The 23,751-nt window shown below is 64.9% G+C and carries 25 protein-coding genes; 16 read left to right on the top strand and 9 right to left on the bottom strand.

Translation table 11 applies throughout. From position 1 onward, the window contains the following. Nucleotides 1-51 precede the first annotated feature (51 nt). On the bottom strand, nt 52-2,094 hold the full coding sequence (locus AC25M7_RS22490; RefSeq protein ID WP_232853643.1) for a S9 family peptidase: 2,043 nt from the start codon (nt 2,092-2,094) through the stop codon (nt 52-54). 185 nt (nt 2,095-2,279) lie between these two features. On the opposite strand from AC25M7_RS22490, the gene AC25M7_RS22485 reads away from it, so the two are divergent. The 3 genes from AC25M7_RS22485 to AC25M7_RS22475 are packed head-to-tail and all read left to right on the top strand — an operon-like array spanning nt 2,280 to nt 4,109. Then, on the top strand, nt 2,280-2,789 hold the full coding sequence (locus AC25M7_RS22485; protein WP_062360569.1) for a hypothetical protein: 510 nt from the start codon (nt 2,280-2,282) through the stop codon (nt 2,787-2,789). 15 nt (nt 2,790-2,804) lie between these two features. Further along, complete coding sequence (locus tag AC25M7_RS22480) at nt 2,805-3,578, top strand: class II glutamine amidotransferase (RefSeq protein ID WP_028693033.1); 774 nt, start codon at nt 2,805-2,807, stop codon at nt 3,576-3,578. Between the two features lie 9 nt (nt 3,579-3,587). Continuing rightward, the gene (locus AC25M7_RS22475; protein WP_028693034.1) at nt 3,588-4,109 is read left to right on the top strand and encodes a DUF2937 family protein; all 522 of its coding nucleotides are present in this window, start codon (nt 3,588-3,590) and stop codon (nt 4,107-4,109) included. A 21-nt stretch (nt 4,110-4,130) separates the two neighbouring features. On the opposite strand, the gene AC25M7_RS22470 is transcribed toward AC25M7_RS22475, so the two are convergent. Further along, nucleotides 4,131-5,042 carry a LysR family transcriptional regulator gene (locus AC25M7_RS22470; RefSeq protein WP_050706836.1) on the bottom strand — a complete coding sequence of 304 codons (912 nt, stop codon included), beginning with the start codon at nt 5,040-5,042 and terminating at the stop codon, nt 4,131-4,133. A 129-nt stretch (nt 5,043-5,171) separates the two neighbouring features. On the opposite strand from AC25M7_RS22470, the gene AC25M7_RS22465 reads away from it, so the two are divergent. From AC25M7_RS22465 to AC25M7_RS22450, 4 genes are read left to right on the top strand one after another with little or no spacing between them, the layout of a single operon-like run. Further along, the gene (locus AC25M7_RS22465) at nt 5,172-6,458 is read left to right on the top strand and encodes an MFS transporter (protein ID WP_486971488.1); all 1,287 of its coding nucleotides are present in this window, start codon (nt 5,172-5,174) and stop codon (nt 6,456-6,458) included. Nucleotides 6,459-6,468: 10 nt separating this feature from the next. Next, nucleotides 6,469-7,248 (top strand): 5-oxoprolinase subunit PxpA, encoded by a 780-nt coding sequence (locus AC25M7_RS22460; protein WP_486971487.1) that lies wholly within the window; start codon nt 6,469-6,471, stop codon nt 7,246-7,248. Next, the gene (gene pxpB, locus AC25M7_RS22455; protein ID WP_069017004.1) at nt 7,245-7,940 is read left to right on the top strand and encodes a 5-oxoprolinase subunit PxpB; all 696 of its coding nucleotides are present in this window, start codon (nt 7,245-7,247) and stop codon (nt 7,938-7,940) included. The genes AC25M7_RS22460 and pxpB overlap by 4 nt, the downstream gene beginning before the upstream one ends. Then, entirely contained in the window at nt 7,937-8,875 is a 939-nt protein-coding gene (locus AC25M7_RS22450) for a 5-oxoprolinase subunit C family protein (RefSeq protein ID WP_062360577.1), read from the top strand. The genes pxpB and AC25M7_RS22450 overlap by 4 nt, the downstream gene beginning before the upstream one ends. Nucleotides 8,876-8,912: 37 nt before the next feature. Here AC25M7_RS22450 and AC25M7_RS22445 read toward each other — a convergent pair whose 3' ends face one another. The 3 genes from AC25M7_RS22445 to AC25M7_RS22435 form a co-directional block, all read right to left on the bottom strand. Next, the gene (locus AC25M7_RS22445) at nt 8,913-10,091 is read right to left on the bottom strand and encodes a vWA domain-containing protein (protein ID WP_062574843.1); all 1,179 of its coding nucleotides are present in this window, start codon (nt 10,089-10,091) and stop codon (nt 8,913-8,915) included. A 13-nt stretch (nt 10,092-10,104) separates the two neighbouring features. Then, nucleotides 10,105-10,950 carry an AAA family ATPase gene (locus AC25M7_RS22440; RefSeq protein WP_011535085.1) on the bottom strand — a complete coding sequence of 282 codons (846 nt, stop codon included), beginning with the start codon at nt 10,948-10,950 and terminating at the stop codon, nt 10,105-10,107. A gap of 145 nt (nt 10,951-11,095) precedes the next feature. Further along, entirely contained in the window at nt 11,096-12,169 is a 1,074-nt protein-coding gene (locus AC25M7_RS22435) for an AsmA family protein (protein WP_028693041.1), read from the bottom strand. 131 nt (nt 12,170-12,300) lie between these two features. Between AC25M7_RS22435 and cysK the strand changes: the two genes are divergently transcribed. The 3 genes from cysK (at nt 12,301) to AC25M7_RS22420 (ending at nt 15,737) form a co-directional block, all read left to right on the top strand. Next, entirely contained in the window at nt 12,301-13,275 is a 975-nt protein-coding gene (cysK, locus tag AC25M7_RS22430) for a cysteine synthase A (RefSeq protein ID WP_028693042.1), read from the top strand. Nucleotides 13,276-13,543: 268 nt separating this feature from the next. Then, nucleotides 13,544-14,479, top strand: a complete 936-nt coding sequence (locus AC25M7_RS22425) for an aspartyl/asparaginyl beta-hydroxylase domain-containing protein (protein WP_028693043.1) — start codon at nt 13,544-13,546, stop codon at nt 14,477-14,479. A 376-nt stretch (nt 14,480-14,855) separates the two neighbouring features. Next, a complete protein-coding gene (locus tag AC25M7_RS22420; protein ID WP_486971486.1) occupies nt 14,856-15,737 on the top strand; it encodes a DMT family transporter in 882 nt (293 codons plus the stop codon). A 14-nt stretch (nt 15,738-15,751) separates the two neighbouring features. Here AC25M7_RS22420 and AC25M7_RS22415 read toward each other — a convergent pair whose 3' ends face one another. After that, nucleotides 15,752-16,651 carry a DMT family transporter gene (locus AC25M7_RS22415; RefSeq protein ID WP_062360583.1) on the bottom strand — a complete coding sequence of 300 codons (900 nt, stop codon included), beginning with the start codon at nt 16,649-16,651 and terminating at the stop codon, nt 15,752-15,754. A 133-nt stretch (nt 16,652-16,784) separates the two neighbouring features. Here AC25M7_RS22415 and aceK point away from each other — a divergent pair, with 133 nt between their 5' ends. Then, nucleotides 16,785-18,500, top strand: a complete 1,716-nt coding sequence (aceK, locus tag AC25M7_RS22410) for a bifunctional isocitrate dehydrogenase kinase/phosphatase (protein WP_028693046.1) — start codon at nt 16,785-16,787, stop codon at nt 18,498-18,500. Between the two features lie 50 nt (nt 18,501-18,550). Here the strand turns inward: aceK and AC25M7_RS22405 are convergent, their stop codons facing one another. Next, entirely contained in the window at nt 18,551-19,411 is an 861-nt protein-coding gene (locus AC25M7_RS22405) for a DUF6279 family lipoprotein (protein ID WP_486971485.1), read from the bottom strand. 130 nt (nt 19,412-19,541) lie between these two features. On the opposite strand from AC25M7_RS22405, the gene AC25M7_RS22400 reads away from it, so the two are divergent. After that, nucleotides 19,542-20,378 (top strand): CvfB family protein, encoded by an 837-nt coding sequence (locus AC25M7_RS22400; protein WP_028693048.1) that lies wholly within the window; start codon nt 19,542-19,544, stop codon nt 20,376-20,378. Here AC25M7_RS22400 and AC25M7_RS22395 read toward each other — a convergent pair whose 3' ends face one another. Beyond that, nucleotides 20,379-20,759, bottom strand: coding sequence for a hypothetical protein (locus tag AC25M7_RS22395; protein ID WP_028693049.1), 381 nt, complete (start codon nt 20,757-20,759; stop codon nt 20,379-20,381). A 212-nt stretch (nt 20,760-20,971) separates the two neighbouring features. Here AC25M7_RS22395 and AC25M7_RS22390 point away from each other — a divergent pair, with 212 nt between their 5' ends. The 3 genes from AC25M7_RS22390 (at nt 20,972) to def (ending at nt 22,809) form a co-directional block, all read left to right on the top strand. Further along, nucleotides 20,972-21,151, top strand: a complete 180-nt coding sequence (locus AC25M7_RS22390; RefSeq protein WP_023629533.1) for a CsbD family protein — start codon at nt 20,972-20,974, stop codon at nt 21,149-21,151. Nucleotides 21,152-21,316: 165 nt separating this feature from the next. Continuing rightward, on the top strand, nt 21,317-22,273 hold the full coding sequence (locus AC25M7_RS22385) for a YihY/virulence factor BrkB family protein (protein ID WP_028693050.1): 957 nt from the start codon (nt 21,317-21,319) through the stop codon (nt 22,271-22,273). After that, nucleotides 22,273-22,809, top strand: coding sequence for a peptide deformylase (def, locus tag AC25M7_RS22380; protein ID WP_028693051.1), 537 nt, complete (start codon nt 22,273-22,275; stop codon nt 22,807-22,809). The genes AC25M7_RS22385 and def overlap by 1 nt, the downstream gene beginning before the upstream one ends. Here def and AC25M7_RS22375 read toward each other — a convergent pair. After that, the gene (locus tag AC25M7_RS22375; protein ID WP_207852298.1) at nt 22,764-23,213 is read right to left on the bottom strand and encodes a GNAT family N-acetyltransferase; all 450 of its coding nucleotides are present in this window, start codon (nt 23,211-23,213) and stop codon (nt 22,764-22,766) included. The two genes, def and AC25M7_RS22375, sit on opposite strands and share 46 nt — an antisense overlap. 261 nt (nt 23,214-23,474) lie before the next feature. Here AC25M7_RS22375 and AC25M7_RS22370 point away from each other — a divergent pair, with 261 nt between their 5' ends. After that, the gene (locus AC25M7_RS22370) at nt 23,475-23,732 is read left to right on the top strand and encodes a DUF2790 domain-containing protein (protein ID WP_028693053.1); all 258 of its coding nucleotides are present in this window, start codon (nt 23,475-23,477) and stop codon (nt 23,730-23,732) included. The last annotated feature ends 19 nt before the right edge of the window (nt 23,733-23,751 follow it).

The raw sequence follows: 23,751 nt of genomic DNA, 5'->3' as shown, positions 1-23,751 counted from the left end.
GGCAAGCCCGCTCCCACGTCAGCTTGACGCTATGACAACGAAAATCGCGTTTTACGCCACGCCCAGTTCATTGAAGACGAACGCATACTCCAGCGCCACATCGCGCAGCCCCTGGTAGCGCCCGCTCATGCCGCCGTGGCCCGCGCCCATCTCGGTCTTGAGCAGCAGCAGGTTGTCGTCGGTCTTGCGCGTGCGCAGGCGCGCCACCCACTTGGCCGCCTCCCAGTACTGCACGCGGCTGTCGTTGTAGCCGGCGACCACCAGCAGCGCCGGGTAGGCCTGCGCCTTGACGTTCTCGTAGGGCGCGTAGGCCTTGATCCGCTCGTACACCTCGGGCTCCTCGGGGTTGCCCCATTCGTCGTACTCGGTGACGGTCAGCGGCAGCTCGGGGTCGAGCATGGTGTTGAGCACATCGACGAACGGCACTTCGGCGATGGCGCAACGGAATAGCTCGGGGCGTAGGTTGAGCACCGCGCCCATGAGCAGACCACCGGCACTGCCACCGCTGATCGCCAGGCGTTCGCGGGTGGTCACGCCTTCGGCGATCAGGTGCTCGGCGCAAGCGATGAAGTCGTCGAAGCTGTTGTGCTTGTGCTCCTGCTTGCCGGCCCGGTACCAGGCCTCGCCCAGCTCGCCGCCGCCGCGCACATGGGCGATGGCGAAGGCCACGCCGCGCTCCAGCAGGCTCAGGCGGGCATGGGAGAACCACGGGTCGAGGCTCTCGCCGTAGGCGCCGTAGCCGTAGAGATAGAGCGGCACCGTCTTGCCTTCGTCAGCGCGACGGCGCACCAGGCTGATCGGTACCCGAGTGCCGTCCTTGGCCACCGCCCACAGACGCTGGCTGATGTAGTCGTCGGCGTCGAAGGCGCCGAGCACCGGAGTCTGCTTGAGCACCTGCTGGGCGCCCGTGGCCAGGTCCAGCTGGCGCACCTGGGCCGGGCGGTTGAGGGCTTCATAGCGCAGGCGGATGCGTGTGCTGGCGAATTCCAGGCTGTCCTGCACGTAGAGGCTGTAGGCGGCGTCCGGCAGCTCGACGCGGTAAGCCGGCAGGCCTTGCGGGTGCACTTCGATGATCGGCAGGCCGCCTTCGCGCAGGCTCAGGGACAACGCCGTGGCATTGAGGCTGAGCCCTTCGAGCATGACGTCGTCACGGTGCGGCACCAGCACCTGCCACTGCGCGCGGGTCGGCACGCTGTCGGCCGGCGCGTGGAACAGGGCGAAGTTGATGCCGTCCTGGTTGCTGCGCACGAACCAGCGCCACTGACCGTCGAGCTGGCCGTGGTCGGGGAAGTACTCATGACCTTCGACCCGCGGCGCCAGGCAGGTGAAATCAGCCTGTGGCGTGGCGGCATCGAGCACCCAGGCCTCGCTGGTGGTCTTGCTGTTGAGCAGCAGCACCAGTTGGCGCTCGGAGCTGGCGCGGTAGCAGTGCAGGAAGAAGCGCCCGTCGGGCTCCTCGAAGACCGTGGCGGCGTCGGTCTCGCCCAGGGTGTGGCGGCGCAGGCGCCAGGGGCGGTGGGTGTCGTCCAGTTCGGCGAAGAACAACGTCTGGCTGTCGTTGGCCCAGGTCATGCTGCCGTCGCAGTCGTCGAAGGGCAGGGCGGTCAGCGCGCCGTTGGCCAGGTCCTTGACGTACAGGGTGTAGATCTCGTCGCCGCTGGTGTCCAGGCTGTAGGCCAGCAGGCGGTGGTCGGGGCTGACGCTGAAGGCGCCGAGGGAAAGAAAGCCGCCATTGGCCAGGGCGTTGGGATCGAGCAGCAGCTCCTCGCGGTTTTCATCGACGGTGTTGCTGTCGTCGGCCGGGCGCGGGCAGCGGTAATGGCGCGGGTATTCGTCGCCCGCGGTGGTACGGGTGTAGTAGAGGTACGGGCCCCAGGGCGAGGGCAGCGACAGGTCGGTCTCGAGGATGCGGCCCTTGATCTCTTCGAACAGCTGTTCACGCAGCGGCGCCTGGTCGGCGAGGACGGCTTGCTGGTAGGCGTTTTCCGCTTCCAGGTAGGCCAGGACCTCGGGGGTGTCGCGCTGCTGCAGCCAGGCGTAGGGGTCTTGGCCTTCGGCTTGATGGGCGATCGGGGCGGGAAGGGGTAGGGGCATGGGTGATCTCATCGATTGTGGACCCCATCGCGGTGCAAGCCCGCTCCCACGCCTGATCGGGGTCTGGACGTGGGAGCGGGCTTGCCCCGCGAAGGGCCGCTGCAGGTCCCTTGCGGGGCGGGGGCAGCCTGCGCCGGGAAAAGTGTTTATCATAGGCATCTCTTTGCCTGGCTTGCACCCACACCATGACCGAACACGACTATACCCTCGCCTGGGGCCTGTACGCCGTTGCCGCCCTGGGCTGCCTGCTGGTGGGCTTCAAGCTGACCGGCTGGATGTGGCGCTGGTTGCGCGAGCCGCTGCGGGTGATCATCGCCGTATTGCTGTTCTCGCCGACCATCGTCGACCCGGTCAAGGAAAGCTTCGCCCCGGCCATTGCCATCACCGCGCTGGACGTCGCCTTCAAGGTCGGCAACAACGCCTGGCGCGCCGCCTCCGACCTGGCCATGTACGGCATGCTCGCCTTTGCCCTGTACATCGTCTTCGTGCTGATCCGCTGGCCGCTGGAAAAGCGTGCCCGCGAGCGCCGCGCCCAGCGTGAGGCCGCCGCCCAGCGCCAGGCCAAGGAAGAAGACGAGGTCGTGGCCGAAGCGTCCCTGGCCGCCAACCGTCAAGACCGCTACCGCGACGATCCGCCCCCCGCCCCCGTGCGCCGCTCCGGGCCCGGGCAGGGCCGCGTCGAACCCCGACTTTAAGCCAGGAGCCGCAACATGTGCGAACTGCTTGGCATGAGCGCCAACGTCCCCACCGACATCGTCTTCAGCTTCACCGGCCTGATGCAGCGCGGCGGGCGCACCGGCCCGCACCGCGATGGCTGGGGCATCGGTTTCTATGAAGGGCGCGGCCTGCGCCTGTTCCAGGACCCGGCGGCGAGCAGCGAGTCGGAAGTGGCCAACCTGGTGCAGCGTTACCCGATCAAGAGCGAAGTGGTCATCGGCCATATCCGCCAGGCCAACGTCGGCAAGGTCTGCCTGTCCAACACCCACCCGTTCGTGCGTGAGCTGTGGGGTCGCAACTGGTGCTTCGCGCACAACGGCCAGCTGGGCGATTTCACCGGCCAGCGCACGTTCTACCGGCCGATCGGCGACACCGACAGCGAAGCGGCCTTCTGCGACCTGCTCAACCGCGTGCGCGAAGCCTTCCCCGAGCCGGTCGAGGTCGAGCAACTGCTGCCAGTGCTGGTCGAAGCCTGCGCCGGGTACCGTGGCCAAGGCGTGTTCAACTGCCTGCTCAGCGACGGCGACTGGCTGTTCTGCTTCTGCTCGACCAAACTGGTGCACATCACCCGCCGCGCACCGTTCGGCGCGGCGCGGCTGAAGGATGTCGACCTGATCGTCGATTTCCACACGCAAACCACCCCCAACGACGTGGTCACGGTGATCGCCACCGAGCCGCTGACCGAGAATGAGACCTGGAACCGCTACGGGCCGGGTGAGTGGGGCTTGTGGCGGCATGGCGAGTGCATTGCCCACGGCCAGAGTTAAGGAAGCTGCATGTTCAGAAGTTACCTGCGTTTGCTGTTGTTCACCTTCGGCCTGCTGGCCGGTCTCCAGGTGCCGGGGTTGGTCAAGGACTACAGCCAGCGCGTCGAGGCGCACCTGCTCGAATCGCGCCAGGCGCTCGACGGCTTCCGCCAGACCGCGCAGCGCTTCTTCAACGGTGACCTGCAGGCGCTGGTGCGGCATTACCGGGGCAGCGACGATCCGGTGTTCAACAGCGATGCCAACAGCATCGAGAGCCTGCTGATCCGCAACCAGTTGCTCGAGCATGAATGGCAAGCCCTGCAGGGCTCGTGGGTGAGCCGCACCTGGCATGTGCTGGTGCAGCCGGAGCCGGCACTGCGCGAGGAGACGCTCAAGGGCTACAGCTACCAGATCCTGCTGGTGCCCGAGGCGATCGGCTGGGGGATCGGCAGCGGGTTCGTGCTGGCGTTTGTGGTCGAGAGCCTGTTGCTGGTGATTGGCTGGGTGATTCTTGGTGGACGGCGCAAGGCGGTGAAGGAAAGCTGGCGCTAGCTTTTCCGGCCCTGCGGCAGCTCAGACCAGCACGATCCGCTGCCCGCCCACATCCCGCGCATAGCGCTCCAGCACCTGCCGGCACACGCCGACCACCTCGTCCACCAGCGCCACGCCGGTCTGCCAGGCCACCACCAGCTCCAGGCTCGGCGGTGGCTGCAAGCCCTCCAGCAACACCAGCTCGCCGCGGCTCAGTTCGCCATCCACCAGCGCCGGCGGCAGTGCGCCGATGCCGAAGCCGTCGCGCAGCAGGCGGGTAATGGCCGCCACCGAGTTCACGCAGTTCAGGCGCGGCGCCTCGGCCCCGGCAGCCTGCAACAGGCCTAGCACCTCCTGGTGCGGTCGCGAGTTCTTCGAGAAGGTGACGATGCGCTCGCGGGCCAGTTCCGCCAGCGAGGCGTAGGTGCGGTGGTGCGGGGAGCCGGCGGCGACGATCCAGCCCATCGGGTAGCGCGCCAGGTCGTGGCTGCGGATCGACTGCTCGCGCAGCAGGTCGGTCTGCAGGATCACGTCGAGAAAACCCTTCTGCAGCTGCTCGCGCAGGTTCAGCGCGGTATCGGCCACCAGCTCGATCTCCACCTGCGGGTAGCGCTCGCCCAGCTCCGCCACCAGGGCGCTCATCCAGGTGTGGATGACCGTGTCCATCACCCCCAGGCGGATGCGTCCGGTCTTGGCCCGGTCGCTGTCCAGTGACTGCTTCATGGCCTTGGCGGTGTCGAGCATGCGCTCGGCGTACTCCAGCACCTTGGCGCCTTCCGGCGTCAGGCTGACCCCGCGGGAGTCGCGCAGCAGCAGTTTCACGCCCAGGTCGGCCTCCAGCGCGGCGATGCGGCTGGACACCGAGGCCTGGGTGGTGAACAGCTTCTCGGCGGTGAGGCGGAAGCTCCTGAGCCGGGCGACCCAGACGAAGGTTTCGAGGAAACGGAGGTTCATGATCAGTTTTTCTTGTTCCAGACCGGCGGTTTTTCTCGTTGGACGCAGGCGGCGCGGCCTCTGAACATGAAGCCCAGGCCGCGACGCCCGACGTCGCCCATAGAACAATACCAACAAGCCGAGGCAACCATGAACCCGACCGGCGTGCAGCAGCAGGCCCCCGCCCGAACCTCGAGCGGCCCCTTCGCCTGGTACCGCGACATCGACTCCCAGCAACGACGCACCTTCTGGAGCTGCAAGATCGGCTACGGCCTGGACGGCATGGACACCCAGATGCTGAGTTTCGTCATCCCCACCCTGATCTTGGTGTGGGGCATCAGCACCGCCGAGGCCGGGTTGATCCACACCAGCACCTTGATCGCCTCGGCCCTGGGCGGCTGGATCGCCGGCATTCTGTCCGACCGCATCGGGCGGGTGCGCACCTTGCAACTGACGGTATTGTGGTTCGCCTTTTTCACCTTCCTCTGCGGCTTCGCCCAGAGCTACGAACAACTGCTGATCGCCCGCACCCTGATGGGCTTCGGCTTCGGCGGCGAATGGACCGCTGGCGCGGTGTTGATCGGCGAGGTGATCCGTGCCCAGGACCGCGGCAAGGCGGTGGGCATGGTGCAGTCGGGCTGGGCCATCGGCTGGGGCCTGACGGCGATTCTCTATGCCCTGTTGTTCTCCTGGCTGCCGGCCGAGCAGGCCTGGCGCGCGCTGTTCCTGTTGGGCCTGCTGCCGGCGATCTTCGTGATCTTCGTCCGGCGCCTGGTCAAGGACCCGGAGATCTACCGTCAGGCCAAGGCCGTGGAACAGGCCGAGGCGCCTGCGCAGTTCTACGAGATCTTCGCCCCCTGCATGCTCTGGACCACCCTTCGCGCTTCGCTGCTGACCACCGGCGCCCTGGGCGGCTACTACGCCATCACCTCGTGGCTGCCGACCTTCCTCAAGAACGAGCGCGGCCTGAGCGTGCTGGGCACCGGCGGCTACCTGGCGATGGTCATCGTCGGCTCCTACATCGGCTACGTGGTCAGCGCCTACCTGTGCGACCTGCTGGGGCGCAGGAAGAACTTCATCCTGTTCGCCGTGGGCTCGTTCGTCATCGTCCTGCTCTACACGCAGATGCCGGTCAGCGACGGCGTGATGCTGTGGCTGGGCTTCCCCCTGGGCTTCTTCGCCTCGGGCATCTTCAGTGGCATGGGTTCGTTCCTCACCGAACTGTTCCCGACCCGGATACGCGGATCGGGGCAGGGCTTCTGCTACAACATCGGCAAGGTGGTCGCGGCGATGTTCCCGTTGCTGATCGGCCTGCTTGGCGAGAAAGTGCCGTTGGGCCTGGGGATTGGCGCCTTCGCCGCGGTGTCCTACGGTGTGGTGATCCTGGCGGCCCTGAGCCTGCCGGAAACCCGCGGCAAAGCGCTCCAGGCGCGCTAAGGTAGGCACCATGAACATTGATACGGAGGTCCGCCAGGTGAAACGCCTGCTACTCAATTGCGACATGGGCGAGAGCTTCGGCAACTGGCGCATGGGCCAGGACGCCAAGGTGATGCCATTCATCGACTGCGCCAATATCGCCTGCGGCTACCACGCTGGCGACCCGGGCACCATGCGCCGCACCGTGGCCCTGGCCCTGGAACACCGGGTGGCCATCGGCGCGCACCCGGCCTATCCGGATCTGATGGGCTTCGGCCGCCGTTCCATGGCCTGCAGCAGCGACGAGATCCGTGACCTGCTGCACTACCAGATCGGCGCCCTGGACGGCATCTGCAAGGTGCTCGGCGGCCGGGTGGCCTACGTCAAGCCCCACGGCGCGCTGTACAACGACATGATGGCCAACCCGGACATCCTGCGCACCGTGCTCGAAGCGGTGGCGGCGTTCGACAGCGGCCTGCCGCTGATGCTCATGGCCACCGCCGACGACAGCGCCGCCCAGGCCCTGGGCGATGAAGTCAGCGTGCCACTGTGGTTCGAGGCCTTCGCCGACCGTGGCTACACCGCCAGCGGGCACCTGATGTCGCGGCGCCTGCCGAACGCTGTGCACCACGACCCGGCGCTGGTGGTCGAACAGGCCTTGCGCCTGGCCAAGGGCGAGGCCCTGGTGGCTGACGACGGCAGCGATGTGCGCTTGAACGCCAGCACCCTGTGCGTGCACGGCGACAACGACGGCTCAGTGGCCGCCGTGCGCCAGATCCGCCAGGCCCTGGATGCACTGGAGCAAGCATGACGCCACGTATCGAGGTGGTGGCCATCGACAGCCTGATGGTGCGGCTGTTCGATGCCATCGATGAAGGCAACATGCCGTGGATCCTCGCCGCCAGCCAGCGCTTGCGGGATGCTTTTGGCCAGCAGCTGATCGACCTGGTGCCGTCCTATACCACGCTGATGGTGCAGTTCGACCTGGCGCCGGGCGAGGCGCGCCAGCGCATCCTGCAGGCGCTGGAGGGCCTGCGGCCGGATGCCGGCCAGGCCGGGCGCCGGCACGAAATCGCGGTGTGGTACCACGCCAGCGTCGGCCCCGAGCTGCCGGTGCTGGCCGCGCGCGGCGGGATGAGCGAGGCCGAGGTGATCCGTCTGCATTGTGGCCGCGACTACCCGGTGTTCGCCCTGGGGTTCGCGCCGGGCTTCGGCTTCATGGGCCTGGTCGATGAACGCCTGGCCACGCCGCGCCTGAGCACCCCGCGCAAGCGCGTGGCGGCGGGCAGCGTCGGCATCGCCGAGCGCCAGACTGCCGCCTATCCGGCCGTGTCGCCGGGCGGCTGGAACCTGATCGGTCGCACGCCGGTGCGCCTGTTCGACCGCGAGCGCGAGGGCTACAGCCTGCTGCAGCCTGGTGATCGGGTGCGTTTCGTGGCCGTCGAACGGGCCGAATTCATCAACCTGGGCGGTGACGACAGCCCGCTGGAGGCCCAGGCATGAGCCAATTGAGAATCGAGGCCAGCACCGCGCTGTGCCTGTTGCAGGATGCCGGGCGTTTCGGTGTGCGGCACCTGGGCGTGACCCAGGGCGGCGCGCTGGACTGGGTGGCGATGCGCTGGGCCAACTGGCTGCTGGGCAATGCCCTGGACAGCGCCGTGGTGGAGATTGCGCTTGGCGGCTTCAGTGTGGTTGCCGAGCAGGACTGCGTGCTGGCGCTGGCCGGGGCCGACCTGGATGCGCAGGCCGACGGACAGGCCGTGGCGCCCTGGACCAGTTTCAACCTGGGCAAGGGCCAGCGCCTGACGCTGCGCCAGCCTCGCCAAGGGGTACGTGCTTATCTGGCGGTGCCGGGCGGGTTCGTGGGCGAGTCGGTGCTGGGGAGTTGTTCCACCGTGGTACGGGAAGAACTGGGTGGAGTAGACGGCCAGGGCCGGGCGCTGCTGAAAGGGGAGGTACTGCATGCTGCCGGGGCCATCGCGGGGCAAATCGGGGCGCCGAACCGCCGCTCCCACGTGCCCGAAGCGCTGCGGCCGGAGTATGCCGAGAAACCGGTATTGGATCTGGTGATGGGCGCGCAGATCGGTGACTTCGGCGGCACCAGCTTGTTCGAGGCGTTCAACCGTGACTGGACGCTGGACAGCCGTGCCGACCGCATGGGCATTCGCCTGCTCGGGCCGCAACTGGTCTACCAGGGTGCGCCGATGATCTCCGAGGGGATTCCCCTTGGCGCCGTGCAGGTGCCGCCGGATGGGCAGCCGATCGTGTTGCTCAATGACCGGCAGACCATCGGTGGATATCCGCGGCTGGGGGCGTTGACGCCGTTGGCGCTGGCGCAGCTGGCGCAGTGCATGCCGGGGACCGCGGTGCGGTTTCGGGCGGTGGTGCAGGACGAAGCGTGGCGGGAGCAGCAGGCTTATCTGAGCCGTTGGGGATGAAGGTGCCGGCCCCGCGACAGGGCCGGCCCTGAAAACATTACTTGGACAGGTAACGCATCCCGTCTTCCAACCCCTGCAAGGTCAGCGGAAACATCCTGTCCTCGATCAGGTCCCGCACCAGATGGGTCGAAGCGGTGTACTCCCAGGCGTGCTTCGGATAAGGGTTGATCCAGATGATCTTCTTGAACTTCTCCATGAAGCGTTGCATCCACACATACCCGGCCTCTTCGTTCCAGTGCTCGACGCTGCCGCCGGGCTGGGTGATCTCGTAGGGCGCCATGGCCGCGTCGCCGACGAACACCACCTTGTAGTCGTCGCCGTACTTGTGCAACAGGTCGAAGGTGGAAAAGCGCTCCGAGGTGCGGCGCAGGTTGTTCTTCCACACCGACTCGTAGATGAAGTTGTGGAAGTAGTAGTACTCCAGGTGCTTGAACTCGGTCTTGCAGGCCGAGAACAATTCCTCGCAGACCTTCACGTGGGCGTCCATCGAGCCGCCGATGTCGAACAGCAACAGCAGCTTGACCGTGTTGCGCCGCTCGGGGCGCATCTGGATGTTCAAGAGGCCTGCGTCACGGGCGGTGTGGTCGATGGTGCCGTCGATGTCCAGCTCCTCGGCGGCGCCTTCGCGGGCGAACTTGCGCAAGCGGCGCAGGGCCAGCTTGATGTTGCGCGTGCCCAGCTCGACCTGGTCGTCGAGGTTCTTGTACTCGCGCTGGTCCCACACCTTCACCGCCTTGCCCTGGCGCTTGCCGGCCTCGCCGACGCGGATGCCTTCGGGGTTGAAGCCGCCGGAGCCGAACGGGCTGGTGCCGCCGGTGCCGATCCACTTGTTGCCGCCGGCGTGGCGCTCCTTCTGCTCTTCCAGGCGCTTCTTGAACTCTTCGATCAGTTTGTCCAGGCCGCCCAGGGATTGGATCTGCGCCCGTTCCTCGTCGGTCAGCGAACGCTCGAACTCCTTGCGCAGCCAGTCGTCGGGGATCAGGGCCTCGATATGCCGGTCGAGGTTCTCCAGGCCCTTGAAGTAGGCGGCAAACGCACGGTCGAACTTGTCGAAATGGCGCTCGTCCTTCACCAGGATGGCCCGGGCCAGGTAGTAGAACGCGTCCATGTCGGCGAACACCACGCCCTTTTGCAGGGCGTGATGCAGGTCGAGCAGCTCGCGCACCGACACCGGTACCTTGGCCGCGCGCATTTCATTGAACAGGTTGAGCAGCATGGCCCGGCTCCTGTCAGCGGTTGCCGCGCCGGCTCATGAAGGCCAGGCGCTCGAGCAGTTGCACATCCTGCTCGTTCTTGACCAGGGCCCCGGCCAGCGGCGGAATGGCTTTGGTCGGGTCGCGTTCACGCAGCACGGCTTCGCCGATGTTGTCGGCCATCAGCAGCTTGAGCCAGTCGACCAGCTCGGAGGTGGAGGGCTTCTTCTTCAGGCCCGGGACCTTGCGCACGTCGAAGAACACATCCAGCGCCTCGCTGACCAGCGACTGGCTGATGTTGGGGTAGTGCACGTCGACGATCTGCTGCAGGGTGGCGCGATCTGGGAAGGCGATGTAGTGGAAGAAGCAGCGGCGCAGGAAGGCGTCGGGCAGTTCCTTCTCGTTGTTGGAGGTGATGATGATGATCGGGCGCTGCTTGGCCTTGATGGTCTCGTCGATCTCGTAGACGTAGAACTCCATCTTGTCGAGCTCTTGCAGCAGGTCGTTGGGGAACTCGATGTCGGCCTTGTCGATCTCGTCGATCAGCAGGATCACCCGCTCGTCGGCCTCGAAGGCCTCCCACAGCTTGCCTTTCTTCAGGTAGTTGCGCACGTCGTGGACCTTGTCCACGCCCAGCTGCGAGTCGCGCAGGCGGCTGACCGCGTCGTACTCGTACAGGCCCTGGTGGGCCTTGGTGGTGGACTTGATGTGCCAGGTGATCAGGCGGGCGCCGAAGGAGGCGGCGAGCTGTTCGGCGAGCATGGTCTTGCCGGTGCCCGGCTCGCCCTTGACCAGCAGCGGGCGCTCCAGGGTGATGGCCGCGTTGACCGCCAGCTTCAGGTCGTCTGTGGCGACGTAGTCGCGGGTGCCTTCGAACTTCATGAACCGATCCTCTGGGTGGCTGGGCTCGCCTCATTGCGGGGCAGCCGACGCATGTTTATTGATGTGCCAGCGACTATAACCCCGCACCCGCCGCCTGCAAACGCAGACCGGGTATTCAGTCCCTGAATGGTCCGTCACTGTCGGCTTAGTCGGATTGGGGCGGGGGTTGTTCGTAACGTGCGTTGAATGCCTGGATGAACCCGTTGCGCAGTATCTGCAGGAACGCCTCGAATGCGCTGATATCCTGCTGGTGCACACTGCCGCTCAGTTCCACGCGGGTGGCGAACTGGTTCTTCGGCTGGTTCTTCAGCACGGTCTCAGTGGCGCCTACCAGCGCCTCCCAGATTGAGCGCAGGAAACCTTTGTCCTTGTCTTGCACATCCTGCCGCCAGTTGAACACGTCGACATCGCGCAGCAGTGGCTTGATGTAGCCATGCAGTCGGCCATTCGCGGCTTCGGCCTCGATCACCACGTCGCCGTGTCCGGCATTGAAGTCGAACTTTCCATAGGCGCTGGCAAAGTCGTTGAGTCGGCGCAGTTCGATGCCCTTGGCGCGCAGGCGGAACTGAAAGTCGTCAAAGTCGCTGAACGGGTCGAAGGTGGCCTTGCTCTCGACCCTGGCGTCGCCCGTCAGCAACGCCGTCCCTTCGAAACTGGCGTCCCGCCGGCCCTTTTCATCGCGCACGTTGGTCAGGTTGCGAATGCTGGCGTCGAGCTGTGTGGCCTTGAGGTCGACCGGCGGTTGGGAGTTGAAGTTGCGAAAGCTCAGGGTGCCCTGTTCGATGCGCACATCGTTGAGCGTGATGGGCAGCAGTTTCTCCAGTTGCTGGCGCCAGTCAGTACCCTGGCCGGTCTGTGAGCTCTGCCTGGTGCCGCCATCGACGAAGTTCAGTTCGGGGTGCAGGAAGGTCACTTCGCCAACCACTGCATGGTCGTACCAGAGCGCATGCCAGCTCACCGACAGGTCGATCAGCGGTGCGTCGAGCAGCGGTACCGGCACCTTGCCGCTGACCTTGGCGATCTTCAGGCCATTGATCTGATAAGCGCCGCGCCACCAGGCCAGATCGACGTCGGTGACCTGGCCACGGTAGTCGCCCATGTCGGCCAGCTTGTCGTTCAGGTAATCGCGAACCAGGTAGGGCAGGGCCAGGTGCAGGGCCACAAGCAACCCAACCAGGCTGGCAAGGCCGACCAATGGCCAGCGATAACGTGCTTTCATCGTGGTTCTCCGCACCGGCTTTTGCGGTTGACCGCAGGCCGCTTCGCCGAGTTCGAACGGGCTTTACGCTCCTGCATTGCGGGCTTACCCTCATGGTTTTCCCTGCTTTTTCATGTTCAAGGACACCTGCCATGAGCCGTATCTACGCCGACAACGCCCATTCCATCGGCAACACGCCGCTGGTGCAGATCAACCGCATCGCCCCGCGTGGGGTGACCATCCTGGCCAAGATCGAAGGGCGCAACCCGGGTTACTCGGTGAAGTGCCGGATTGGCGCGAACATGGTCTGGGACGCCGAGAGCAGCGGCAAGCTCAAACCGGGCATGACCATCGTCGAGCCGACCTCGGGCAACACCGGTATCGGCCTGGCGTTCGTCGCCGCCGCCCGCGGCTACAAGCTGCTCCTGACCATGCCGGCGTCCATGAGTCTTGAGCGGCGCAAGGTGCTCAAGGCCCTGGGGGCCGAGCTGGTGCTCACCGAGCCGGCCAAGGGCATGAAGGGCGCCATCGAGAAGGCCAATGAAATTGTTGCCTCCGATCCGGCCCACTACTTCCTGCCTGGTCAGTTCGACAATCCGGCCAACCCGGCCATCCACGAGAAGACCACCGGCCCCGAGATCTGGAACGACACCGACGGCGCGGTGGATGTACTGGTGGCGGGCGTCGGCACCGGTGGCACCATCACCGGCGTGTCACGCTACATCAAGCACACCCAGGGCAAGTCGATCCTGTCGGTGGCGGTGGAGCCGGTGAGCTCGCCGTTGATCAGCCAGACCCTGGCGGGCGAGGAGCTCAAACCCAGTCCGCACAAGATCCAGGGCATCGGCGCTGGTTTCGTGCCGAAGAACCTCGACCTGTCGATTGTCGACCAGGTCGAGACGGTGACCGATGACGAGTCCAAGGCCATGGCCATCCGTCTGATGCAGGAGGAGGGCATCCTCTGTGGTATCTCCTGTGGCGCGGCGATGGCGGCGGCGGTGCGCCTGGCCGAGAAGCCCGAGATGCAGGGCAAGACCATCGTGGTGATCCTGCCGGACTCCGGTGAGCGCTACCTGTCGAGCATGTTGTTCAGCGACATGTTCAGCGAGCAGGAGAACCAGCAGTAAACCCGGGCCTGCTGTGCAAGCCTTTCGCCGGCGAGCCGGCTCCCACATCGCTTGTGTTGCCTTGTGGGAGCCGGCTTGCCGGCGATGGGGCGAGCAGCGGCCCCGGGATATCCGCACCACCGCTGATCCGGCGCAATGTCGGCCGCTTTCGTTTATTGCACAATCCTTAACACTGCGATCCGGCACCGGTTGTTTTTACCCGGCCCGGATGGGTTTATGATGTCCGGCTATCTGGGGATGGCCTGATTTCCCCTCCAAGGAGTGTTGCATGACCTTTTCCTTCGTCGCCAAGGCAGGTGTCCTGCTGGTGTTTTTCGGCAGCGTGCTGTTCGTGCACCTGCGCGGCAAGGCGCGCCTGCCGGTGCTGCGCCAGTTCGTCAACCATTCGGCGCTGTTCGCCCCCTACAACAGCCTGATGTACCTGTTCTCCGGCGTGCCTTCCAAGCCCTACCTGGACCGCCAGCGCTTCCCCGAACTGGATGTGCTCAAGGACAATTGGGAGGTGATCCGCGAAGAAGCCATGCGCCTGTTCGACGAGGGCTACATCCGTGCTGCCGAGAAGGACAACGACGCCGGCTTCGGTTCGTTCTTCAAGAAGGGCTGGAAGCGTTTCTACCTGAAGTGGTACGACAAGCCGCTGCCTTCGGCCGAGGCGCTGTGCCCGAAGACCGTCGAGCTGGTCAGCGGCATCCCCAACGTCAAGGGCGCGATGTTCGCCCTGTTGCCCGGCGGCAGCCACCTGAACCCGCACCGCGACCCGTTCGCCGGCTCCCTGCGCTATCACCTGGGCCTGTCCACGCCGAACTCGGACAACTGCCGCATCTACGTCGACGGCCAGCCCTACGCCTGGCGTGATGGCGAGGACGTTATGTTCGACGAAACATTCGTGCACTGGGTCAAGAACGAGACCGACGTCACCCGGGTGATCCTGTTCTGCGACGTCGAGCGCCCGCTCAACAGCCCGCTGATGACCCGCATCAACCGCAAGGTCAGCGCCTTCCTCGGCCGCGCCACCGCGCCGCAGAACACCGATGACGAGCGCGTCGGCGGGATCAACCAGGCCTACGCCTGGAGCAAGCGCTTCAGCAATGTCATCAGCACCCGGGTCAAGCAGTTCAAGCGCGCCAACCCCAAGGCCTACCGCGTGCTGCGGCCGGTGCTGGCGGTTGTCGTCGCCTACGCGCTTTACCGCTGGCTGTTCTGATTCGCCTGGGCAGGCTCGCTCCTCAACGGAGCGGGCTTGCCCCGTGATGATTCCCCCGCTATATTCCGAAACACTCTCTTCCCAGAAGACCTGCTCATGCCCGCCATTGCTGCCACCATCGCTTACGTTCTCGCGCCTGTCGCGGGCGTGGTCGTGCGTGGCAGCCAGCAGCCGGCCATGATCAGTCACTCCCCACCACCTGTCAGTGGCGTCGTAGGCGGCGTAGCTCCGCCTCCTTGCGCAGTCGTGGTGCTGGGCTGATCGGCCGCTGGCCGCTCCCCACCGCACTCGCAACCTACTGAACACGGTCGGCTATCCCCGCAAGACGCGATAGGTCCTCCGTACGGTTCATTTGCCCGTATACAGGTGGCAATACATGTCTGTTTTCAACAAAGCATCCGTGGCCTCGGCGGCCACTACCAGCCTGTTCGTCCTGCTGTGGAGCAGCGGGGCGATCGTTTCCAAGCTCGGCCTGGCCCAGGCCAGTCCTTTCGCCTTCCTGCTGCTGCGTTCGGCCTTGGCGCTTTTTGGTCTGTTGCTGATCGGTCCTTTACTCGGCTTGCGCTGGCCAGGTACTCGGGGCGGCATTGTCCGCGCCCTGGGGACTGGCTGCGTGCTACTGGGCGCCTACCAGATCTTCTACCTGCTGGCGCTTGATACCCATGTCACCCCTGGCGTCATGGCCACGGTCATGGGCGTGCAGCCGATCCTTACCGTGGTGCTGATGGAGCGCCAGCGTTCCTGGAGCCGGCTGTTCGGCCTGGGCCTGGGGCTTGGCGGCCTGGTGATGGTGGTCTACCAGGGCATCAACCTTGGCGGGGTGTCCCTGGCGGGCATGCTGTTCGCCTTGCTGGCGCTCACCAGCATGACCTTCGGCTCGATCCTGCAGAAACGCATCACCGACAACCCGATGGGCACATTGCCGCTGCAGTATCTGGCCGGATTTGCCCTGTGCGCGCTGTTTGCCCCGTTTCAGCCGTTGCATGTCGAGTGGAACGCCAACTTCGTCGGCGCGCTGCTGTGGATGGGGCTGGTGGTTTCGCTGCTGGCCACGCTGCTGCTGTACCGGCTGATCGCCCGTGGCAACCTGGTCAATGTCACCAGCCTGTTCTACCTGGTGCCGGCGGTGACGGCGGTGATGGATTTCGCCATCTTCGGTAACCGCCTGGCGACGCTCAGCTTGCTGGGAATGGGGTTGATCGTGATCGGGCTGCTGTTCGTGTTCCGCAAGCCGGCGTTGCGTGCGGCTGAAGCCTGAGCCAAAGGGGGCCGCTATGCGGCCCCTTCGCGACGCAAGGCCGCTCCCACAGGACGCAGCACCAGCCAGAGTGCCGCGCCGATCAGCAGGCCGCCGTACAGGTGCGCCATCGACAGCGGCTCATCCAGCAGCCACGCCCCCCACAGCACGCCGAACACCGGGATCAGGAAGGTCACGGTACTGGCCTTGACCGGCCCGATTTCGTTCAGCAAGCGGAAGTACAGGATGTAGGCGAACGCCGTACACAGCAGCCCCAGGCCCAGCAGCGACAGCCACACCTGCCAGCCGCCCCAGCTGGCCGGCGGCTGGGTCAGCGCGCTCCAGGCGAACAGCGGGCTCAACAGCAGGGTGGCGCCGAGCATGCTGCCAAGGGCTGACAGGCGACTGTCCAGCGTTCCCACCCAGCGTCGTGCCAGGAATCCCGCGAAACCGTAGCAGGTGGTCGCCGCCAGGCACGCCAGGGCGCCTTGCACCAGGGCCATGTTCAGCGCCACCGGTCCGGCGCCGCTGAGAATGCCGACGCCGAACAGGCCGAGGAAGATCCCGCAGAGCTTGGGCAGGGTCATCGCTTCGCGGAAGAACAAGGTGCCGATCAGCACGCCCATCAGCGGCGTGGTGGCGTTGAAGATCGCCGAGTAGCCGGCCGGCAGCACCTGCGCCGCCACCGAGTAGAACGTCGCTGGAATACCGGAATTGATCATGCCCAGCACCAGGCAGGCGCCCAGCTTGCCTTCGAAGTTCCAGCGCACGCGGGCGGCGGCGAGTATGGCCATCAACCCCAGGCAGGCGATCGACACGCGAAAGAAGGCGGTCGGCACGGTGCCAAGCTCCGGGGCGATGATGCGCATGAACAGAAAACTGGCGCCCCAGACGGCGGCAAGGGTCAGCAGGCGGGCAAGGGCGATGGGGCTCACGGGTGGTCTCCGGCGTTGGGGGCAGTGCGCGAGTCTACGTCAGTGGGCAACCGGGATTCTTGTGCTTTCTTGCTGTGTGAGCCGCTTGCGGACGACTAAGCTGTCTAACGCCACCCACCTTGAGATCCCGCGCATGACCCAACCCTGGCCCGCCGCTGACATCGCCCGGATGATCCTCGATGGCTTCGACGACTACCGAGAGCATTTTCGCCGGATAACCCTCGGTGCCCGCGAACGCTTCGAGCAGGCACGCTGGCAGGACATCCAGCGTGCAGCGGCGGCGCGGATCAACCTCTACGAAGAGAAGGTCGCCGAGGTCAACGGCTGGCTGCGCCAGGGCTTCGAAGCCTCCCAGCTGCTGGACGTGGAGCAGTGGCCGTTGGTGAAGAGCGCCTACATCCGCCTGATCGACCCACGGCTGGACGATGAACTGTCCGAGACCTGGTACAACTCGCTGTTCTGCAGCCTGTTCAGCCATGAGCAGATCAGCGACGGCTGCATGTTCATCCACACCACCCGCCCGTCCATGCGTGGCCACGAACGCGCGGCGCAGACCCGCACCTATGCGCTGGACGGTGGATTGAAGGGATTGCTGCGGGCCATCTTCGCCGATTACGGTTTTGACGTGCCCTACGCAAACCTGGAGGGCGACCTGTCGCGGTTGCAGGACCAACTGCGTGAATGCCTGCCCGACTGGGTGTGCAAGGACCCGGCGCTGGCGGCGGAGCTGTTCACGCCGGTGCTCTACCGCAACAAGGGGGCCTACCTGGTCGGGCGCCTGTACACCCCCGACGAACAGTGGCCGCTGGTGATCCCGCTGCTGCACCGTGAAGACCACGGCATCGAGGCCGATACGCTGATCACCGACGAGGCGGAGGTGTCGATCATCTTTTCCTTCACCCGCTCGTACTTCATGGTCGATGTGCCGGTGCCGGCGGAGTTCGTCAACTTTCTCAAGCGCATCCTGCCGGGCAAGCATATCGCCGAGCTGTACACCTCGATCGGCTTCTACAAGCACGGCAAGTCAGAGTTCTACCGCGCACTGATCAACCACCTGGCCAACAGCGACGACCGCTTCATCATGGCGCCGGGGGTGCGCGGGATGGTGATGAGTGTGTTTACCCTGCCGGGCTTCAACACGGTGTTCAAGATCATCAAGGACCGCTTTTCGCCGTCCAAGACCGTCGACCGTGCCACGGTGATCGAGAAGTACCGCCTGGTGAAGAGCGTGGACCGTGTCGGGCGAATGGCTGACACCCAGGAGTTCGCCGATTTTCGCTTCCCCCGCGTCAAGTTCGATCCCGACTGCCTCGCCGAGCTGCTGGAAGTGGCGCCCTCCACCGTGGCGCTGGAAGGGGACACGGTACTGATCCGCCACTGCTGGACCGAACGGCGCATGACCCCGCTCAACCTCTACCTCGAACAGGCCAGCGAAGCCCAGGTGCTGGAGGCGCTTGAAGACTATGGGCTGGCGATCAAGCAGCTGGCGGCGGCGAACATCTTCCCCGGCGACATGCTGCTGAAGAACTTCGGCGTCACCCGCCATGGCCGGGTAGTGTTCTATGACTACGACGAGATCAGCTTCCTTACCGAGGTCAACTTCCGCCATATTCCACCGCCGCGCTACCCCGAAGACGAGATGTCGGGCGAGCCGTGGTACTCGATCGGGCCGCATGACGTGTTCCCCGAGGAGTTTCCGCCGTTCCTGTTCGCCGATATGGGTCAGCGCCGTTTGTTCAGTCGTCTGCACGGCGAGCTGTATGACGCCGACTACTGGAAGGACCTGCAGGAGACGATCCGGGCGGGGAAGGTGATCGATGTGTTCCCGTATCGACGCAAGGGGCGCTGACTGGCGCGCCTACGCGGGAAATGCGTATGGCTCGAGCAGTCCGGCCAGCTTTAACCTTTCAGGCACTTGAGCTCACTGAAATCCGCCCGCACCTTGCTCAGGCGCTGCTGCAGGAACTGTTTCTGCGCAGGGCTGCTCTGCCTCATCAGGTCGATCAGCAGGCTGCGCGCCTGCTGTTCGCTGTTCTCATAGGCCTGGCGGTACTCCGCCGTCCACAGGCTCTCCTTGCGTTGCAGCAGTTGCGCCAGGCGCGCTTCGAAGCCCGGTGTGGCGCGCTGGTCCATTGCCAGCACCAGTTGCTGCTGCCAGTGCGCGCGATTGGCGATCGACTGGCGGTTCTGGTCGCCCAGGGCCTGGGACCAGCTCATCACCCGCAAGCGTTGCTGGGCGCTGAGCTCACCCAGCCAGGGTTCCAGGCGTTTCTGCATGCGCGCGGCGCGCTGTTCGATCTGTTTGGGCAGCGGGGTTTCGTCATAGGTCTTGCGACGCTTGCTGATGTCGGCACGAAACGCCTGGCGCATTTCGGCGACCTGGTCGTCGCTCATCCCGCGCAGCAGTTCGCTGGCTGAGGGGGTGATCGCCGTGGCCACCCGGCCGATGGCCTGGCGGGCTTCGAGGGTGCGTTGTTCCAGGGCCTGGTCGGTGACCGCGTCGTCGGCCACCATCAGCCGCACCCGGTCGAGCCAGTCGAGGTAGCCGGGCAGCTGTGTTTTGCAGTGCCAGGCCAGTTGTTGCTTAAGCCGTGCGTCGAGCAACTGTTTCTGCTCGCGGTTCATGTCCAGGTAATCGCCAAGCGACCAGGGCACCAGGCGGTCGAGGTTGCGGTAGGCCAGGTCGATGCGGCTGCAAGCCACAAGGGCCAGGGCGAAGCCAATGACGAGCAGTAGGGCGTGGATCAGGCGTCGGGGCATGAGCGAATCCTTGCACAGGCTGGCCAGGCGGTGGACGCAAGGTGGGCCCGAGGGTTCCGGCGCATGCGCGCTCGGGCGGACGGGCGGGTCAAGTGTTAGAATAGCCGCCTTGTCTTGAGGATCTTCGGAAATGGCTCTGCTTGGGCGTTACAACAGTTTGCAAATCGTGAAACACGTGGAATTTGGCCTGTACCTGGACGGCGGCGCCGACGGCGAAATCCTCCTGCCAAGGCGCTACTTCCCCAAGGATGCCGAGCTCGAACTGGACGACTGGCTCAACGTGTTCATCTACCTCGACAGCGAGGACCAGCTGATCGCCACCACCGAAAAGCCGAAGATGCAGGTGGGCGAGTTCGCCAGCCTCAAGGTCAAGGACATCAACGGCGCGGGCATCTTCCTCGACTGGGGCCTGTCCAAGGACCTGCTGATGCCCTACTCGGAGGAGTCCCGGCCACTGAAGATCGGTGACTACTGCGTGGTCCACGCCTATCTGGACAAGCGCACCCGGCGCATCACCGCTACCGCCAAGCTGGACCGCTACCTCGACCGCACCCCGGTGGACTACCAGGTCGGCCAGCCGGTGGAGCTGCTGGTGGCCGGCGAGACGCCGATGGGCTTCAAGGCGATCATCAACAATCGCCACTGGGGCCTGATCCACAAGAACGAAGTGTTCAAGTTCCTGCGTTCAGGCATGCACGAGAAGGGCTTCATCAAGGAAGTGCGCGCCGACGGCAAGATCGCCCTGAGCCTGCAGCCGGTGGGCCAGGCCCTGGCCGACGGCTTGCCCGAGCAGATCATGCAGCGTCTGGAGGCCAATGGCGGTGTGCTGGCGGTGTGCGACAAGAGCGATCCGGCGCTGATCAGCCAGATGTTCAATGTCAGCAAGGGCAACTTCAAGAAAGCCATCGGCGCACTGTTCAAGCAGGGCCGGATCGTCATCCATGACGATCGCATCGAGCGGGCCTGATCAGGCCTGCACGAAGGTGCTGAAGTCCAGCTGCTCGCCACCCGGGCGGCTGTCGCGCAGCAGCGAGTCGCGGTCGGCGCTCAGGGCCAGGCTGATGGTCGAGCGGCGCTTGCCGGCGTTGCGCACTTCCATCTGCTCCTGGTGAGCGCGCAGGAAGTTGGTCGGCACCTTTAGGTGCTGCAGTTCATCGGTCTCCGGGGTATGCAGCAGCAGGTTGACCCAGTCGGGCTGACCTTTGCGCAGGAGCGCCACAGGCACCTCGAACCACCACAGGTTGCGCTTTTTGTCGAGGATGGCGAACAGGGTATTGTCGCGGTTGAGCACCGGCCGGTTCAGCGCTTCGTTGCGCCGAGCGATGGCGGTGGGTTTGTCGAGTTTCATGCAGGTTCCTGCGGGTTGACGCTAGATTGGCCTGGTATTGTGCGGGTGGGCTCATCGCGGGGCAAGTCGCATCGGCATGCCGCCGCGCCCGCGGGGAACGCTTTGAACCGTTGGGCCGGGTCCAGGCGAACTAATTGAAACTCTTGCCGATGACCTAGGGTCGATCAGGTGTCGACACGATTTTCCGTGTCTTTTCGGCAAGGAGACATCCCATGAGTGGCACCAAGGATAAAGCGAAAGGCCTGGCCAATGAGGCCGTGGGCAACATCAAGCAGGGCGTCGGCAAGGTGACCGACAACGACAAGCTGCGCGCCGAGGGCAAGGCCCAAGAGCTGAAGGGCGAGGCGCAGCAGGCCGTGGGCAAGGTCAAGGATGCCGTGAAGAAGCCTTGATCGCAGTGGTAATGTCGCGGGGCAGTGCGCGCTCATCCGGTGGGAGCGCACTTGCCCCGCGATTGCTTTGTGCGTTCGGCAACGCGCCAGCGAACAGCACGCCCGCCGCCTGGTCTATTAGACTTGGTGCTATGCCACCCCGATCAAGCGGCGAAAGGAGACGCTATGATTTTCCCCGACCTGCGCGGTCTGCCCCTGCACCGCGTGCTGGTGCGCACCGTCAAGGAATTCATTGACGACGAGATGTCCACCTATGCTTCCGCGCTGGCCTACCAGATGCTGTTTTCGCTGTTCCCGTTCCTGCTGTTCCTGATCGCCCTGATCGGTTTCCTGCACCTGCCTGACTTCTTCTCCTGGCTGCGCCTGCAGTCCGAGCTGGTGCTGCCGCCCCAGGCCCTGGAGCAGGTCAACCCGGTGATCGACCAGTTGCAGCAGTCCAAGGGCGGATTGCTGTCGGTGGGTATCGTAATCGCCCTGTGGACCGCCTCGGCGGGGGTGCGCCTGATGATGAGCGCGATGAACGCCGCCTACGACGTGCCTGAAGGGCGGCCGGTGTGGAAGCGCATCCCACTGTCGATCATCTACACCGTCGGCATCGCCGGCATGCTCCTGGCGGCCGCCGCGTTGATGGTGCTGGGGCCGCAGGTCATGGAGTGGATCGCCTCCCAGGTGGGGCTGGAGGAGGCGGTGGTGGTCGTCTGGACCATCCTGCGTTGGCCGGCGATCATCATCCTGATGATGGTGGCGGTGGCGCTGATCTACTACGTGATGCCCGATGTGAAGCAGAAATTCCGCTTCATCACCCCAGGCTCGGTGCTGGCGGTGGTGGTGTGGATCGTTGCGTCGCTGGGCTTTGCCTACTACGTGAAGACCTTTGCCGACTACAACGCCATGTATGGCAGTATCGGGGCGATCATCGTGTTGCTGCTGTACTTCTACATCTCCGCCGCCGTACTGCTGCTCGGGGCCGAGATGAACGCGGTGATCGAGCACATGTCCGCCGAGGGCAAGAACCCCGGTGAGAAAGCGTTCGCCGAAGACAATCCGCAACAGAGTATTACCGTGCTTGGGCATGAGCACCCGGTGCCCCCCGAACCCCAGACCCGCGAGCCGAATACCTGATGATCCGCGACATTCTCAAAATGGGTGATGAACGCCTGCTGCGCATCGCCCCGCCCGTGCCGGAGCACATGCTCGGTAGCCCCGAGCTCGAGCAACTGATCGACGACATGTTCGAGACCATGGCCCATGTCGGAGGCGTCGGCCTGGCCGCGCCGCAGATCGGCATCGACCTGCAACTGGTGATCTTCGGCTTCGAGCGCAGCGAGCGCTATCCGGACGCCGAGCCAGTGCCGCGGACCATCTTGCTCAACCCGGTGATCACGCCGCTGGCCACGGAGCTCGAGGATGGCTGGGAGGGCTGTTTGTCGGTGCCGGGCCTGCGTGGCGTGGTGCCGCGCTACAAGCACATCAGCTATTCGGGCATCGACCCGCAGGGCAACCCGATCAACCGCTTTGCCGATGGTTTTCATGCGCGGGTGGTGCAGCATGAGTGCGATCACCTGATCGGCCGGCTATACCCTTCGCGCATTCAGGACTTCAGCAAGTTCGGTTATACCGATGTGCTGTTCCCTGGGCTCGACGTGGCCGACGACTGATCCCGCACCAGCGCCACCAGGGGCTTGCTGCGCTGGTAGCGGGCCAGGCGCGAGGCCAGGGCTTCGGGCAGCGTGGTGGCCGGGATGAAGGCCAGGCGTTGGTAGAAGGGCGTCAGGTCCGGATGGCAGAACAGCCAAGTCGGGGTGGTGGCAGCGCCCAGCGCGGTTTGCAGCAGCTGTGAAGCGACCTGCTGTCCACGCCATTGCGGGGCGACGAACAGTCCGGTCAGCCAGTAGCCGTCCTCGACAGGGGACAGATTCATCCCGCCAATGATTTCACCGCTGCGTGCCACCCATTGTTCGCCATCACCGGCGGCGCGCATGCGTGAACCATGCTGGCGATAGAATTGCTCCAGCAGGCGGCGTTGGATCGGAGGCAGGCGGGTACAGGTCAGGGGCGGCATGCGTGGCTCGTAGGGCGCTGCAAGAAGCAGGAAAAATGACGGTGCTTTGTCGCAGATTGTTGCAAATCCGGCAAGGGTGAATATCCGACTCCGGGGTTCAACTATTCCGACTGCGGAGTAGACTTTCACTCATCCCCCCGGCAGTACGATAAAGCGGGATCGGTACTTCGTGTCATCTTCGCAGTCGATGACAACTTCTCCGCGCCATTGACGGCATCAGAAGTCACGCGATCAGCTTGATAGCCATCAAGGTCGTTATCCATGAAAGCCTTACTGATTCTTGCATTGGTCGGTATGTCCTCGCTCGCCTTCGCGGACCAGGTCAAGACCGCAGACACCCAACCCGTGGTCGAGCAGTATGACTATTCCACCAACCTCGACATCAAGCGCGTGATCAGCCTGTCGACGATCCCCAACGTCTGTGAAGTGGTGCCCGCCACCATGACCTACGAGGACCATCAAGGACAGGTGCACACCCTTCAGTACCGTGCCTTGGGCGAGGGTTGCCGGCTGAATTGAGCCTGTTGGCCCCGTCAGG

Source organism: Pseudomonas sp. P106(2024) (genome assembly GCF_057480815.1).
Note: the sequence above shows the minus strand (reverse complement) of the source record. Positions and strands in the feature narration are given on the sequence as shown.

Coding starts and splice junctions, on each gene's coding strand:
- AC25M7_RS22490 (WP_232853643.1), bottom strand. CDS start 2,094: ATGCCCCTACCCCTTCCCGCCCCGATCGCCCATCAAGCCGAAGGCCAA.
- AC25M7_RS22485 (WP_062360569.1), top strand. CDS start 2,280: ATGACCGAACACGACTATACCCTCGCCTGGGGCCTGTACGCCGTTGCC.
- AC25M7_RS22480 (WP_028693033.1), top strand. CDS start 2,805: ATGTGCGAACTGCTTGGCATGAGCGCCAACGTCCCCACCGACATCGTC.
- AC25M7_RS22475 (WP_028693034.1), top strand. CDS start 3,588: ATGTTCAGAAGTTACCTGCGTTTGCTGTTGTTCACCTTCGGCCTGCTG.
- AC25M7_RS22470 (WP_050706836.1), bottom strand. CDS start 5,042: ATGAACCTCCGTTTCCTCGAAACCTTCGTCTGGGTCGCCCGGCTCAGG.
- AC25M7_RS22465 (WP_486971488.1), top strand. CDS start 5,172: ATGAACCCGACCGGCGTGCAGCAGCAGGCCCCCGCCCGAACCTCGAGC.
- AC25M7_RS22460 (WP_486971487.1), top strand. CDS start 6,469: ATGAACATTGATACGGAGGTCCGCCAGGTGAAACGCCTGCTACTCAAT.
- pxpB (WP_069017004.1), top strand. CDS start 7,245: ATGACGCCACGTATCGAGGTGGTGGCCATCGACAGCCTGATGGTGCGG.
- AC25M7_RS22450 (WP_062360577.1), top strand. CDS start 7,937: ATGAGCCAATTGAGAATCGAGGCCAGCACCGCGCTGTGCCTGTTGCAG.
- AC25M7_RS22445 (WP_062574843.1), bottom strand. CDS start 10,091: ATGCTGCTCAACCTGTTCAATGAAATGCGCGCGGCCAAGGTACCGGTG.
- AC25M7_RS22440 (WP_011535085.1), bottom strand. CDS start 10,950: ATGAAGTTCGAAGGCACCCGCGACTACGTCGCCACAGACGACCTGAAG.
- AC25M7_RS22435 (WP_028693041.1), bottom strand. CDS start 12,169: ATGAAAGCACGTTATCGCTGGCCATTGGTCGGCCTTGCCAGCCTGGTT.
- cysK (WP_028693042.1), top strand. CDS start 12,301: ATGAGCCGTATCTACGCCGACAACGCCCATTCCATCGGCAACACGCCG.
- AC25M7_RS22425 (WP_028693043.1), top strand. CDS start 13,544: ATGACCTTTTCCTTCGTCGCCAAGGCAGGTGTCCTGCTGGTGTTTTTC.
- AC25M7_RS22420 (WP_486971486.1), top strand. CDS start 14,856: ATGTCTGTTTTCAACAAAGCATCCGTGGCCTCGGCGGCCACTACCAGC.
- aceK (WP_028693046.1), top strand. CDS start 16,785: ATGACCCAACCCTGGCCCGCCGCTGACATCGCCCGGATGATCCTCGAT.
- AC25M7_RS22405 (WP_486971485.1), bottom strand. CDS start 19,411: ATGCCCCGACGCCTGATCCACGCCCTACTGCTCGTCATTGGCTTCGCC.
- AC25M7_RS22400 (WP_028693048.1), top strand. CDS start 19,542: ATGGCTCTGCTTGGGCGTTACAACAGTTTGCAAATCGTGAAACACGTG.
- AC25M7_RS22395 (WP_028693049.1), bottom strand. CDS start 20,759: ATGAAACTCGACAAACCCACCGCCATCGCTCGGCGCAACGAAGCGCTG.
- AC25M7_RS22390 (WP_023629533.1), top strand. CDS start 20,972: ATGAGTGGCACCAAGGATAAAGCGAAAGGCCTGGCCAATGAGGCCGTG.
- AC25M7_RS22385 (WP_028693050.1), top strand. CDS start 21,317: ATGATTTTCCCCGACCTGCGCGGTCTGCCCCTGCACCGCGTGCTGGTG.
- def (WP_028693051.1), top strand. CDS start 22,273: ATGATCCGCGACATTCTCAAAATGGGTGATGAACGCCTGCTGCGCATC.
- AC25M7_RS22375 (WP_207852298.1), bottom strand. CDS start 23,213: ATGCCGCCCCTGACCTGTACCCGCCTGCCTCCGATCCAACGCCGCCTG.
- AC25M7_RS22370 (WP_028693053.1), top strand. CDS start 23,475: ATGAAAGCCTTACTGATTCTTGCATTGGTCGGTATGTCCTCGCTCGCC.